The organism is Sphingomonas arabinosi (assembly GCF_036663715.1).
Taxonomy (GTDB): Bacteria; Pseudomonadota; Alphaproteobacteria; order Sphingomonadales; family Sphingomonadaceae; genus Sphingomonas.
This window is the reverse complement of the sequence record NZ_JAXOJN010000003.1, coordinates 541,545-555,155: the sequence shown is the minus strand read 5'-3', so window position 1 is coordinate 555,155 and position 13,611 is coordinate 541,545. Positions and strand designations below refer to the sequence as shown.

Genomic DNA, 13,611 nt, shown 5'->3' with positions numbered 1-13,611 from the left:
CTCAGGGTCGGCGCTACGCTAACGCGCCTTATCGAAACGAGCATCGGCAGGGGGGACATGGACCGACGTCAGTGGACCATCCGATGCAGCCCCTTGGAGCAACGGGAGAAGGACGAGGAGCCGCGCGGTGTCTTCGGTATGCACCGCCTGTCGATTGGTGGGATAGGCCGCTGGTTCCGCCCCGATCTCGATGATCTGACTACCCCAGGCGTCGGCGACGGCCAGCAGCCTGTCGATGAACGGATAGGATGCACTAGCGATCACCGTCGGGAAGGGCAGATGGGTCGAGAGTCCTTGCCGCGCCGCAGCCGCAATCGCCTCCTGGCCGAAGCCGACGGTAAGCGGAGACAGGAACAGTGCACCCTTGACCGAGCGGAGATAGCTTCGCGGCGACAATCACGCCCACCACGCGACAGCGAGGCATGCGACCCCTTGCGCAATGATGACGGCAGGTTCGCGGCGGCACGCGAAGACCGCATCGAGTTGGGATGCCCAGCGACCGGCCTGGAATTCCGCCAGATCCAATTCGAGAGTTAGCATTAACGAGGCGCTGGTAGCATCGCCCTTTACCCTGACGATCACCGAGTGTTGGGAATCGATCGAAGCTGGATAGCACACGGTCATAGGTGCGCTCCCACGAGGACATCAGGGTTGCGAGACACTTGCCGGGCCGACGACTCGATGCCGGACGTGATGGGTGCGAAGATATTCCTATTGTAACCATAGGCAATGGCGTTGCGCCGGTTTGCACGGAATACGTGCCCGATCGTCGTCCATGCGGCTCGCCCAAGAGCATCCCCAATCATGTGCCGGCCAGCGTCACGCGTCCGGCTTTCGCGCGTCGATCGCGGCTTGCCAGACCCGCAGCACGTTGCCGCTCCTACAACTTGGCGATCTGATCGGCGGTATAGTGGCGACGCTGGAGTTCCATGGTGACGTTGCCTGTTTAGCGGACGTCGTTCCAGCCGACCACGCCACCGCCATGGCAAAAGGGATTGAGTATCGTCCTCAGTTAGCCATGACTTGAGGCCAGTGCTCTTCGATCCGAGCCTTCGTTTTCAAGGCCGATGGAAGGCCCAGAGTTAGACCCGGCCTGTCCGCAGCTTGTTCGGCCAGCTCCTCGAATATCGAGATCGCTTCCGATATCTGCGTGTACGCACGGTGAGGATCCTTCTGAAGCTCCATGATGGCAAGGTCGGCGCGCCCGGTCGCAAGGCTGCTCAGGGCTTCCAGGGAACTACGGTCGGCGTCGTAAACCTCAACACGCATCTTGAACGCCTTGATGATGTTCGCCGATCCTGCGTCGACATCGCCAGAAGCAATTTCAATGTTCCCCAGAAAACCGATCGCCGCCGTCAGATCCGAATATATGCCTCGTTCGTGCGGCATCGCCGCGGCTATCGGCTCAAGTACTGAGACCGCCCGGCGCAGATGTTGCGCTCCGCCCGCAAAATCCCTTGTCGCAACGGTCATCTTCGCGAGATCGTGCACGCTCTCGGCGAAATCGCTGGCCCAGCCACCCGCCCCGCCATCGACCTGCACCAAGGTGCCGAATATGGCGGTAGATTCTATCGCGTAGGTAATGGCCTCGGATCTATTGCCTTTCCCCCATTCGGCTTTGCCGAGGAACTTCAGGCTGATCGCAACATTGCGGCGCAGTTCGTTGGTCGGTGTTCGTTCAATAAGCTCTCGGAAGGTCATCAGCGCTCCGGAGTAGACGTCCGCTGCGCGAATTAAATCGCCTCTCATAAAGGCGACGCGGCCTAGCTTCGCCTTCGCCATCGCCAACTCGCGACGATCATCGTCGTCATCGGGAAATGCAGAGAGCAGCTGTTTACGAAGGTCGACGGAAGATTGAAAGAAACGCTCAGCATCCGCCGCTTCTCCCCGGGCCAGGGCAAGATCGCCGAATCGCATCAGGAACACCGATCTATCGTGGAGAAGAAGGTAGGTCCGTCCCTCGACCTCAATCAGTTCGTCGTTCGCCCGGATGGCGTTGACCAAGCGCTGGCTCGCTTCGTCGAATTTCCAGTCGCTGATGAGGAGGGCGGCGATCTCCGAGTCTATGCACGACTTCTCTCTTGAATCGGCTTCCGTTTCCGCTGCCCTTGCCAAGTTTGCGGCAGCGGCGACACGCAGTCCGGCTTGAGATTGAAGACGCCCCATCTCCATCCAGGACGCGGAGTCCGAAGCGTCGACGCCAACCGCTTGCTCGTAGGCGGCGATGGCTCGTGATGGCTGCAGAGGTGCCAAAAGCCGGGCGGCTTGTCGAAATCGTTCGTTCTGCCTCGTTCGTTCAAGTTCCGCTCTGCGGAGCAACTGCTCGGCAGCCTCTTGCGGGGAGCTGGTCAGGACGTTCTGACCAATCCGACGATCGTCATGATCGTCCGAAGCCATCAGCTCACCCGTTGTCCTGCCGGCGAGTTCGGCTTGTTCCGCCCTCGCCCCTTGCTCCACCAGGCGACGGACCATAATCGCGACGGATTCCAGTGCTTCGGCTGAGGATACTGCGTGACGGTCGCCTGCGACGAGTACGCCTTCGAGCTGACCTTGCAGAATGCTGGTCTCTTCCTTCAGCTCGTCGATCGACGCAGGTTGAGGCTGGAACATCTCCCAGAACGACCAGCCGGCGCTGACCGCGGATAGGATCGCCGTCGCGACGGCAAGCGGATCACGCCCACTAACGAGATACGACAAGATGGCCTCAGGTCCGGGAACTGGCGGCTGCGGCAGAGCTGATTTAGCCGAAGTCCACGCCGTGACACCCGTTGCTACAGCAACTACCAGACCAGCCGCGACCTTCCGAAGTCGATGAAACAATGCGCAACCCTCCCGTAGCGGCGCCCGGTCTTTCGCCTGCAAACATTGCGGAATTGTTAGCGGCATCGTGGCCGTCATAGCCCGTGAAGTCGATGGGCCGCTTCGCACGAGGTCGTCGATGGCTTGGTGCAGCGGACGAAGGAGACCCGCGCTGCAGCGAACACGCCGCCATAGTTCATCCTTCGCGGGTGTACCGGACCTGCCGGTCATCCGAACCGACGGCTTTCCAGTCATGTCGAGTACGGAGGGAACGTGGAAATTGGCATGCGCGGTCGATGTACGGAACGAGAACGGACCGATCCGGGACCGCCCAGCCGATAAGGCATTGGAACGGCTCAACGGCGGTGCTCGGGACCACCGCTCAATCAAGACATCGTGGGTCATGGGCGGCAAGGCCGACATCGCGTGGAGGGCGAGAATTCGTCACGGCATTCAAGAAATTGGCGATCCGGCCCGGTGCATCGTCGAACCGACCGAATAACGATTGCGGACTTTCGCGGACGATCCCATAATCGATCGATGGCTAATGCACGTTCAACCGGCGTCCTTTCTTCCGGAAAACGGAGAAGTCTGACGAAGCGGAGGTTTTTCACGAAAGGGAGGAAACCTGCCGGTTTGGCGGCAGGCAGTGGAACAGGAATGTTCCTTTATCGCGGTCTCAAAATAAAGCCGACGTTCGTGGAGGACGATCGGTCACGGCAGCTCGAGGACGCGATGCGCGAGATAGCGATGAAGAATCACCTCGTTGGCGAATAGCACGCTGAATAACGACGTCTTCATCAACTGTCCGTTCGATGCCGAATACCTAGACGTCTTCCGCGCCATCATCTTTGCCGTGAAGGCGTGCGGGTTCATGCCGCGTACTGCGCAGGATGTCAGCGACTCGGGGCAGAGCCGGATCCAGAAGATCACGAATCTGATAGTCGATTGCGACCGGGGCATTCACGACCTGTCAGCCGTCACGTTGGATCCGGATACGAAGATGCCTCGATTCAATATGCCGCTCGAGCTCGGGATATCCCTCGGCATCAAGTGGACGGGGACGCCGCGTCAGCGCCTCAAGCGACTATTAGTGCTCGACGAGAAAAAGCATCAATATGACATGTCAACGTCCGACCTCAGCGGCTTGGACCTCAGCGCGCATGGCGGCGAGCCGGAGAAGGCGATCACATGCGTCAGGGACTGGCTCGTTCAGGACCGGGATTCCGCACTGCCCCACCTGGCCGGCGGTACGGCACTGTTCGCCGACTACCAGAAGGCTCGGATATTGATCGACGAATTGATCCGCGGTAGTCGATTGGAACCCTGGTCGAAACTGAGCCATCCGGATTATCTCCGTTGCGTAGACTCGAGCCTCAAGGTCTTGGCGGGTGCTTGAAGGTTACTCATGGGTGAGTCCACAGCGAACGGCCCTGAAACCGATGACGGCGTGCGGTGAGATCTTCGAAGTGATGCGCGCCGATGGCGGCGGAGGCGTGTTGACCGATCGCCCCGGTGCGCGTTCGATGCTTTCGGCAGACCCTGCTAACGTGCGTTATGACGATGACATGCCGCGTCAGGTCGACCGTATCGAAGGTCTGATGCAACCCGGCATGTCGTCACCGTCGGCCTCGTGACCGGCCTGCGAACGATCACGATACCGTTGCCGGTACCCGCCATCGTTCCCGAACATGACATCGGCCCATTCCTCCCCGTTTCGTCCCACGACCTTGACGTGTTCAACGAGATTGTGGGTGACGAGATCGATTCCGATTTCAGCTCGAGCATTGGTTGCTGCGACACCTGTTACGATGATTTCCGCGAGCGCTGGCCCGGAATCACGTTCCGGTCCATCGAGTTCCAGACCCAGGCGATGGAGATAGGCTGGCTCGTCGACAATCTCCGGTTGGTCGGGTTGTACAGTCCCGCCGAACTCTCGACCTTGCGGCACTTCGTGCAATGCCCGCGTTGCGGTACCTACATCCGCTGGCACGTCTGGATTTACGAACACCGCTTTACCGGGGTCGCCGAGCTCGAGAGGGAGGTCGTCGAATTGATAGCTTTGGGGGAGCGTACCCCCTTCCTTCTTCTCGAGCACCCGCTGGCGCGTCGCGTTCTGGAAACGGTGCGTACCCACATCTCCGGAACACCGTCGGTAATGCTGGATGCGACCCTCTATCGCGCCCGTGCGGAGGCAAGTGTGCTCGAGCATCGACAAGATCCCGCCGCGCTCGGTACGTTTGGCGCTCCGCCGCCCCAATTCGTGGTGGAGGGGCGGTTCAACCACGCCGGTTCGCCAATGCTTTACGCGGCAAGCGACGCGCTCACGGCGTCGGCGGAGGTCGCAGGGGAGGGTGACATCTGCCTGGTCGCGGCCGTGCGGGCGATCAAAGCTCTCAGGATCCTCGATCTCGTGGACGTCGACGAGGACCGCGCGTCGTTCGAGATCCTGGCCGCCATCTCCAATTCGGCGTTGATGGCCGCTCCTCGGACGACCGCCGGCTGGATGCGTTCCCAGTACGTTTTTTCCAGGTTCGTTGCGGACTGCGCGCTGTCCGCGGGATACGATGCGATACGCTATGGGTCCACGAAGGCTCCCGAGGGGGCAAACTACGTCTTCCTCGACGGCGGCGTCGATTTCGAACAGCAGTTCGTCCTCGAAGGCATTTCGGTGATCACGGCGGGTCGTCCCGCGATCCGCTACTGAGACCGTCGGATGAAAATCTCCGTCTAGTTACGTCATCCTTGTGACGTCGATTACCGCGTTTTCGAGTCGTCATGCATTACCGAATCCGAAGACCGGCTGGTTAGTTTCCACGCATTCACTGGCTGGGGAAGCCGTGATTGCGCAGGCGATCGAACGGTTGCCGATGCCTGCGTACCGCCGACGGCCGGTCTTCGATCCGTGCCTGCATTCTGGCATGGAGAGCGGCCATCGTGGGCGTGCCCGTGAACGTACCTTCTCGGGGACGACAGGATGGCCGTTGGAAGCCTTCGCCACTCCGACCAGCCACCGGCGTATCGCTGAGCGTGCAGCAATCAGTTCGAGCACCCAGCGAATCAGTGAACTGGGGGGCCCAAGGCCTGGTCACGAGCCAGTCCTTCGTTCCACATCCGGCGAAACGGCGGCGAACTCCCGTGCACCAGCGGTTTTAACCGTTGATCTTCAAGATTGGTGAACCGGTGAGCCGCAATGTCGCGGAGGAAAATAGATGCGCTCAATCGCGCATCGAGGAGACCTTCATGAAAGCAGAATACAATCCCGCTGACGACCTGCAGCTCGTCGCGCTCATGACCTCGAAGCTTCTCAAGGCCGACCACGGTATCGACACCCCGCCGGTGCCGGCAGACTACCGCCTCTTCGATAAGAAGCAGCATGCCAACCAGTCGCAGGAGCTCCGGGTCGGCATCAGGATCGATCGCGCCGTCACGGTGGACGTCGATCACATCTGGTGGGGTGAGGAAGCAACCGATCTGACGACGTTGACCGACATCGCGTTTCAGATGGCCGATACCATCAGCAGAATGCATGCTCAGCGGATCACGATCATCGAGATGCTTGCCGACGTGAAGGCCGCAGCGCGCAGGGAAGTCGCGAAGGGCCGCCGTCAAGGCATTCCGTACCGACTGGTTTCCGTGACGCCGGTGCCGTCGGCTTCCGACCATGGAGAAGTCTGCACAGAGGTCCTGGTCGAGACGCTCGGTGAGAATCTTCGGTTTCAACTTTCGCGGATCGAAGCACTCAACGGCGGAGATGTCACCGAGGTCTTCGAGGCATGGAAGGATGAGCAGAGTTCGCGGGCACGCCTGGCCGGCGCACTCGAAGAGGTCGGTGCCACCGGGCAGATCGATGCGGTCATCGTGAACGCGCTGGTGGCAGCGGGGCACGACATGGCCGAGGTCCTCGCCAGGTTGGCCACCGAGGAGGACCGGATCGTGGACATCGGCGGAGGCCCAGCGGAGGAGCGGTCGTTTCAGCTATACTGGAAGGAGGGGCAGGTCTTCGGCTGGCTGAACCTTGCCGATGGCGGTTCCTGGAATGAAGGTCGGTTGTACTTTCGGAACTCGCCAATCGCGTTGAAGGGCGTCGAGGGGAAGCGCGTCAGCGACGTATTGGCGAACCCGGTATTCGGCAACAACGTCCGGGTGACGTCGGCATCCGGTGACAAGGGAAAGATCGGTACGCTCAGCTGCACGCCGGACATGCTGAACTTTCATGCCGAAACAGGGCGCCTTTGGGCGGCTTGAGGGCACGAACCAGCCAGGTAGCCGCGTCGTGCCGTAGTATCGAGAACCGCGGCGAACGATCGCAAGCCGATGAACGATGACGTCCCGGTCGAAGACCATCAAGCGGAACGCAACGCCGCCTGATGGTCATCAGACGATCGAAGCGTGGTAGGCGTTTCGTAACGGCAACCGCCCCTTTTCATATGCGGCATATGGCTTGCGGGTTACCGCGCCATCTGCTTGGCGAGCACGGCGGCTGCGGATAGATCGAAACCGCCGGGCTCGTCCTTGATGATGCCATCCTGCGTAGGCCGGAACAGCGAGGCCAGCACGATGGTTTCGTTCGCGGTGTCGACCGACGCGCCTTCCTTCAGCGCCATGAAGGTTTCCGCGAAGGCCTTCTTCTCTTCGGCGTCGAGAGACAGATGCCTTTCGCTGAGAAATATCCGGTACTGCAACCTGGTCGCCCACAGGATGAGTGAACTGGTCAACAGAAGGCCTGCGACCGTGAGGGGGCCCTTGGCGGAGAACGGCCCGACGCACTGGGGCCGCGCTCCGGCGCGGCAACCGCCAACGTGGAAGCTCCCGGCGATGTAGTCGCCGAACCAGTATGGCGCGCCAATCCCGACGAGGACCGCGAACAACGTCGCGAGCCAGAACAGCCGTTGGGCGGTGACCGCACGGGACCTGTGGGTCTCCGAGCGTTGCTCCCACAGCGCCACGGGCGCCCGAAGGCGCAGTTGAGTATGGAAAAGCGCCTTCAGCTCGTCGAAGGACTCCTCGCGCGATCGTTGCTGCATGCCTCCCAGACGGTCGAGCGCCTGCAACCGCGCTTCCGCCTCGCCGAAGCGCTTCTGCACCTCCGCCTCGACGTCGGCTCGCCACGCACGCTGGCGTCGGTCGCGCGCACGCTCCGCCCGCAGGAGCGTCCTTCTGACGCGCACGATCCCGGCGGCGGTGAGATCGCGCATGTTCGAAAGGTGGGTCGCATGATCCGCATTGATTTCGGCCGCTTCGGCAACGCGGCCGTCGAGCGCAGCAAGTAGTTCCTGCGCCCTCGCCTTCGAAGTGCGGATGCCCGAAGACGCGAGCTTCGACGAAGGGAGAGCCGCAGCGACGTGACCGGCGGCCAGAAGGATCTCGCCACGCTTCAGGAAGGCGGCGAAGTCTTCCGCAGGACGGTGAACGCCATCGTCCGTACCGAGCTCCAACGCGACGAATCTGGCATATGCAGCGGCGGCATCACCGGTTCGACCAGCGGCGTGTAGGCCCAGCACGAGCTGACCCTCGGTCGACCCGCTCGGCGGAGGGGCTACCGTCGCCCTCCGAAACGAGTTCGCGGTGATGCGTCCGAACCCGTCCGGATCGGCGAGCATCGCACGAAGTTGATCGAACGCCGTAGCCAGTTGACGACCTCTCATCGGCTGACGCGCCGCCTGGATCTGCATATCCCCGTATTCGCTCGCGAGCTTGTCAAGGAACGGCTTCCACTCGACCTGCTCGCGCTCCAGGTGATCGACCATGGTCTGCCGTGCAGCCCTCTCGATCGGGGGTAGCGTCCTGTAGTTGATGACGTAGGTCATGTCGCTCATCGATAGGTGGGTCCTGATCCGTCCGCGCACCTCGTTCGGGTCCCTGATTGCTTTCCGCCGTATCCGGGATCACGGGTTTCGCATGCGTCGCCAACAACCATATGCCGGTGCCGCGAGATCATCATATCGTTCGATTCCTCATGTTCGAGAGGGCGCGCGCCGTGGCGCACCATGTCCTGCACCGAATTCGAGATGAAGGCCATCCGACTGGCGTCGGGGTGAGCACGGCGGCGTCGCTTGCTTTGGGAATCGAGCTATGAACCGCGATCGAAGGATCGTCGTTAAGTGAACGGACAGACCGCTCTACGGCGCCCCCGGTGAAGAGCCGTCCGCCAAACCGGACACGGCCAGTTGCAGAAGCTTCTCATGAAGCGCAACGTCGAAGCCGTCGTCATCGACGCCGAGTCCGTGCCGCAGGCGATTATTGGCCGACGAAACCAACGTCTCGACCGTGTCCTCGACCGGCACCAAGCCCATGTTCTCGAAGAGGACACGCATAGCGGAGGCGAACGTGACCCGTCCGAAGACCTCCACGTCGGCCTGGACCTGTTCCACAGGCGCCGGGCGCCTGATGTATCGAAGATAGAGTTGGTCGACGTCGGTCATGGTTCCGGGATCGGCCGGATTGTGACCCTCCAGTAGGGCTAGTGCGCGCAAGGTGTACCAGCCGCGCCCAGTGTTCGGCGCGCTCAATTCTGCCAGCCGAAACGCGCCGCCAAGTCCTGCAACGACGCAGCCAGAGCGTCGGCGCGAGCCGCCCCCAGGACGGCGATCAGCCGATCCGCCATCGTCCTGAAGTCCAGCGAGATCGTCGCGACCGGCGCCGCGTCGACGGCGTTGTGGCCGGGAGACCGCAGCGCCGTCGCATCGCCTTCGGACGCTTTCTCCCGGCCACGATGCAACCGAACACCGAAGCTGCCTTGATCCACGCCACCCTTGCCACCGCTACGGTCGTCGTTCCCCATGTCGCGCAGCGCCCGCGGCAGGATCGTCATGACGAAGGGCGCATCCGGCGGCACCTGGCCGACGCCTTCGAACTCGCGCTCCGCCATGGCCGCCAGCAGCAGCCGGGCGATCTCCGGCCAGAAATCGGTCACGATCCGGCGGCCGACGACCGGTGGGACGTAGGCCTGCACAAGTGCGAACACCACGGACAGCTGCAGCAGCTCGTCCAGGCCATAGGATGCACGTGCGAACTTCCCGACACGCGATGCGGCCGGGAACCCCGAACGCTGGAGATGCGCCAGACGTGACCTGAACGCCTTGTCCGCGCTTGGCGGAACGTCGTTGGTCTCTGCGAGGATCTCCTCGACGACCTTCAGTCTCATTGAAAGTGGAGCTGCCATCGTTGCCATCGATAGCAACTTGCAATTGAAAACGACAATGCGTAAATCGTTGCCATCGATGACAAGGAGTGAGGCTATGACGGATTTGAGGGCGGACATGCTTTTCGGCGCCAGCAAGGTGGCAGAGTTCATCGGGGTCGACCCCCGGAAGGTGTATCACTGGATGGATCGGCGGAAGGCCGGCAAGCGCGCGCCCCCGCTGTTCGACGTCGGCGGCGAAGTATGCGGTCGGAAGACGGAACTGAGCAGTTGGTTCTCCGGATATCGCGATTTGAGCAGCCCAGAGGCGCCAGTCGGGAGGTCGCAACCCCCGGAATATAAGAAGCTCGGCGTAAATCCTGACAATGCTGATCACGCTAAGAAAAATTACGGACCGAATATGCGCTCTAAAACTGAGCAAACCGTTCCGGAGAGTGAATAAACGTGATTATCTACGCCAATTGAAGGCTGCTCACTTTTCTTGAGCTAATCTATTATCGAAAAAAACTATAAATTACATGGTGTGATATGACCTATCGCGTTCTGCATTACAATCCCCACGCCGTCACTGTGCCCTTCTGGCGCGACCTTCGCGGCACGAAGATGCCGATGCCAGCGGACTGGGCCTTCCTGGTCGACTGCGAGACGGAGATTCCGCACCGGGAAACCACGATCTTCCTGGGTCATGTCGGCAAGCAGTCCGCGAGGAAGCGCCGCCGTCGGCGGGCGGGCAACACGGCCTACACGTACGCCGGCGAGCTGAAGCCCTACCTGGAATACCTGCAATGGCTCGAGATCGGCTGGGACGAGGCCGATCAGGAAGTGCTGTTCAACTACATCGACCGGCTTTGCGAGCGGCGACACTGGTTCACCGGCGAGGGGCTCGACCCGACGACGCTGGACCGGCGCGTCCGGCGCGTCATCCAGGCTTACGTCTACACGAACAAGAAGAAGATTTCCGATGTCGATCTCGACTCCGAAGATCTCCTAGCCGAGCTGTGGGAGGCGCTCGACGCCGAGAACGAAGATGCGGTCGCCGGCGAGCGGCGCAACGCGATACGCTTCATCGACGATGCCGACTGGGCGCTCATAGCCCAAGCGCTCGGGCCGCTGCCATCAGAACTCCCCGAACGCGACCCAGACGCCGCGGCGGAGCCCAAGAGAGCCCCGACGGGTCGCAACAGGCTCTTCGCGGAGATCGGCGTCACCACCGGCATGCGGGGTGGCGAGCTTGCAGGAATGCCTCTGGCTCCGTTTCTCACCGTAGAGGTTACCGATGCCAACCGGAATGGATGGACCAAGATCCTCCTAAGCGACACGAAGGGCGGATACGAGCGGCCAGTCTTCGTCGCCAACGCGCTAGTTCGCGAGATCCAGTTATACGCGTCGCGAGGTCGCGCCGCCGCGGTCGCGGCCGGGGCGGCGAACGGCAATGCCGACCCGGGGACCGTCTTCGTGAACGGCACGGACAGCGGTTCTACCGCCGGGCGTGCCATGCGTGCGCAGCAGCTGTCGGTGATCTTCCGCGAGGCTGTGCGCGCGGTCCTCCCCACGGAGGGGATCTCGATCGTCGACGAAGCCGGCGAGCGGCTATACGCCCGACCGAAGTTCCGCCTTCACGACCTGCGCCACACCTTCGCCCTGCGCCTGTTCAGTAAGCTGACTGACAAGGGGAAGGAACCCTGGGACATAATCCAGGGCCGCCTCGGGCATCGCAAGGTCGAGACGACCCGCGCTATCTATTTAGACGTTTCGCGAACATCGGAACCCTACGCCGCCGACCTCGTCGCGGCTGGAATGGATGCCCTGATCTATGGCTGACGATCGTAAGCCGCGTGTGCGGAACGCCGTGCGCTCGCGTCGCAAGTCCATCAACGAGAAGCACTTCGCCGCTACCGCGGGCAAGCCGTCCGCGCGGCTGGAGCGCAAGCCCGTGTTCGCCGCTGCGGACGGCAAGCTCGTGTCGGTCACCTACCAACGGATCCGCACCAATGGCGGCGACCTGATCCTTTCCGCCGCCGCACTGAACCGCACGCCCGCTCTCACCATGGCGCTCGCCCTCGCCTTCACGTCCTGCTTCCGCTCGAACCGTCCCGCCAAGGTGGTCGCCAATTACTGGGGATACCTCGGCGAATTTGCCGAGAGCGTGGCTCGGTCTGAGCCGGGCATCGACTTCGAGAACCTGGAGCGGAGGCACCTGTCGGGGTTCATCGACTGGCTGGACAGCCGCAACGCCGACGGGTCAGCGGTGCGCAACAAGGGCACGCGCTCTAACGCCGTGCGCATCGTTCAGAGGATACTCCGGCAGACCGGGTCATGCGGGCACATCGATTTCATCAAACGTCCGTACTCGAGCGTAGGGGGGCGCAACCTGCGAACGGCGAAGCGCACGCCTCGCCGTCGGGTGCCGAAGCCCGAGGAGGCACGCAGCCTGCTCCTCGCGGCGCTGCGCGAGATCCGGGAAACCATGACGCTTCACGATGCCATGAACGATCCGGCGCATCCTCTGCGAGAGGACGATACGACGCGACGCACGCTGCTGATCGCCTGTGACATGAGGGCGGAGTACGGCCACACGCCGCCGGGCGTTGCCATCTGCACTCGGATCGCGAAGCGCCACGGCGGCGATTGGGAGGACGCCAAGCGGGCGGCCTCGGCGTACTTGCCGACGCTGTCCGCATTGGCGCCCTTCTGCATCGTCCTCATGATCGCGCTACGCCTCGATGGGCAGATGATCAGCGATCTGCTCGCGAAGAATCTGAGCGTCATCCAGTCGCTCGGCCTCGACCGGCTGCAGGCAAAGGTCTGGCGCAGCAAGGTCAAGGACTGGAAGACCTTGACGGCAGCCCTCAGCGCCCACTGGCACAGCCCCGAGAAGCTCGTTGCCTTCCTGGACGGATGGAGTCGGGACCTGCGTGCCGCCACCGGCGGCAAGACCGGCGACCTCCAGTTCATCATCGCGCCGTTCGGCGCGGAACAAGCAAACGACATCGCCGGTAAGGGGGGAATAGGGCGTGCGATCAAGGAGTTCTGCGCGCGCAACGGCCTGCCGGCGATCACGACCAGCATCCCACGCAAGCTGGCAATCGAACTTGGCGACATGCTGTCGTCGGGGGACGCCACCGCCCGTGCCCGGATCGGCGCCCACACCGAACAGGTCAATCTCGACCACTACGATACCTCGGAGGCGGCCGCGCGGGGCGACGACGCCTACGGAGTGGGGCTCTTGCTCCTCACTTCGCACCGACTCGATCACGGCGCGTCTCCCGACAAGCGCCTCTACATACCCGAGGAGGACGTGATGGCCGCGACGCCGGGCTGGTGGTGCAGCAATCCCTTCGATCCGCCCGCCGGGAGCGGGCAGTCGGGACGGAGACCTTGCGCGGCCTACGGCTGGTGCCCTGCGTGTCCGAACGGCGAACCGAGGTTCGACGACCCCGTATCCTGCAAGCGGGTAGGACTGCTCCTGGAAGCGATCCTCCGATCAGAGCCCAACATGCCCCCCGACGTATGGGAGGGCACCTGGAAACCGATCGCCGACGAACTGGCGTTCAAATACATTCCGAAGTTCGAAGCTGCGCCGCTGATCACCGCCCAGGCCGCAGAGCTCGACATCGGCCCCATGATGGAGGTGATCAGTGCCCAGGACTTCTGAAATCATCGCGGCG

The 13,611-nt window shown here is 62.3% G+C and carries 14 protein-coding genes; 8 read left to right on the top strand and 6 right to left on the bottom strand.

The genetic code is table 11. The features are described 5' to 3' along the window. Positions 1-18: 18 nt before the first annotated feature. The 3 genes from U1708_RS08120 to U1708_RS08110 all read right to left on the bottom strand — a co-directional run bounded on the left by U1708_RS08120 (position 19) and on the right by U1708_RS08110 (position 2,898). Positions 19-396 (bottom strand): hypothetical protein, encoded by a 378-nt coding sequence (locus U1708_RS08120; protein ID WP_332744488.1) that lies wholly within the window; start codon positions 394-396, stop codon positions 19-21. After that, positions 397-624: an RBBP9/YdeN family alpha/beta hydrolase gene (locus U1708_RS08115; RefSeq protein WP_332744486.1), complete on the bottom strand. Its 228-nt coding sequence runs from the start codon at positions 622-624 to the stop codon at positions 397-399. Between the two features lie 384 nt (positions 625-1,008). Further along, positions 1,009-2,898, bottom strand: a complete 1,890-nt coding sequence (locus U1708_RS08110) for a tetratricopeptide repeat protein (RefSeq protein WP_332744484.1) — start codon at positions 2,896-2,898, stop codon at positions 1,009-1,011. Between the two features lie 441 nt (positions 2,899-3,339). Between U1708_RS08110 and U1708_RS08105 the strand changes: the two genes are divergently transcribed. The 5 genes from U1708_RS08105 to U1708_RS08085 all read left to right on the top strand — a co-directional run bounded on the left by U1708_RS08105 (position 3,340) and on the right by U1708_RS08085 (position 7,047). Continuing rightward, the gene (locus tag U1708_RS08105) at positions 3,340-3,576 is read left to right on the top strand and encodes a hypothetical protein (RefSeq protein WP_332744482.1); all 237 of its coding nucleotides are present in this window, start codon (positions 3,340-3,342) and stop codon (positions 3,574-3,576) included. Beyond that, positions 3,566-4,198, top strand: coding sequence for a hypothetical protein (locus U1708_RS08100; RefSeq protein ID WP_332744480.1), 633 nt, complete (start codon positions 3,566-3,568; stop codon positions 4,196-4,198). The genes U1708_RS08105 and U1708_RS08100 overlap by 11 nt, the downstream gene beginning before the upstream one ends. Continuing rightward, positions 4,191-4,436, top strand: a complete 246-nt coding sequence (locus U1708_RS08095) for a hypothetical protein (RefSeq protein WP_332744478.1) — start codon at positions 4,191-4,193, stop codon at positions 4,434-4,436. Before U1708_RS08100 ends, U1708_RS08095 begins: the two co-directional genes overlap by 8 nt. Next, positions 4,433-5,506, top strand: coding sequence for an RES family NAD+ phosphorylase (locus U1708_RS08090; RefSeq protein ID WP_332744476.1), 1,074 nt, complete (start codon positions 4,433-4,435; stop codon positions 5,504-5,506). Before U1708_RS08095 ends, U1708_RS08090 begins: the two co-directional genes overlap by 4 nt. Before the next feature lie 452 nt (positions 5,507-5,958). After that, the gene (locus tag U1708_RS08085; protein WP_332744475.1) at positions 5,959-7,047 is read left to right on the top strand and encodes a hypothetical protein; all 1,089 of its coding nucleotides are present in this window, start codon (positions 5,959-5,961) and stop codon (positions 7,045-7,047) included. Positions 7,048-7,250: 203 nt separating this feature from the next. Here U1708_RS08085 and U1708_RS08080 read toward each other — a convergent pair whose 3' ends face one another. The 3 genes from U1708_RS08080 to U1708_RS08070 all read right to left on the bottom strand — a co-directional run bounded on the left by U1708_RS08080 (position 7,251) and on the right by U1708_RS08070 (position 9,946). After that, positions 7,251-8,618, bottom strand: coding sequence for a DUF6161 domain-containing protein (locus U1708_RS08080; protein WP_332744474.1), 1,368 nt, complete (start codon positions 8,616-8,618; stop codon positions 7,251-7,253). Between the two features lie 303 nt (positions 8,619-8,921). Continuing rightward, complete coding sequence (locus U1708_RS08075) at positions 8,922-9,224, bottom strand: hypothetical protein (RefSeq protein WP_332744472.1); 303 nt, start codon at positions 9,222-9,224, stop codon at positions 8,922-8,924. A gap of 83 nt (positions 9,225-9,307) precedes the next feature. Continuing rightward, entirely contained in the window at positions 9,308-9,946 is a 639-nt protein-coding gene (locus U1708_RS08070) for a hypothetical protein (protein ID WP_332744470.1), read from the bottom strand. A gap of 94 nt (positions 9,947-10,040) precedes the next feature. On the opposite strand from U1708_RS08070, the gene U1708_RS08065 reads away from it, so the two are divergent. The 3 genes from U1708_RS08065 to U1708_RS08055 all read left to right on the top strand — a co-directional run bounded on the left by U1708_RS08065 (position 10,041) and on the right by U1708_RS08055 (position 13,598). Then, entirely contained in the window at positions 10,041-10,385 is a 345-nt protein-coding gene (locus U1708_RS08065) for a hypothetical protein (protein ID WP_332744468.1), read from the top strand. 86 nt (positions 10,386-10,471) lie between these two features. Then, the gene (locus U1708_RS08060) at positions 10,472-11,764 is read left to right on the top strand and encodes a tyrosine-type recombinase/integrase (RefSeq protein ID WP_332744466.1); all 1,293 of its coding nucleotides are present in this window, start codon (positions 10,472-10,474) and stop codon (positions 11,762-11,764) included. Beyond that, entirely contained in the window at positions 11,757-13,598 is a 1,842-nt protein-coding gene (locus tag U1708_RS08055; protein WP_332744464.1) for a hypothetical protein, read from the top strand. The genes U1708_RS08060 and U1708_RS08055 overlap by 8 nt, the downstream gene beginning before the upstream one ends. The last annotated feature ends 13 nt before the right edge of the window (positions 13,599-13,611 follow it).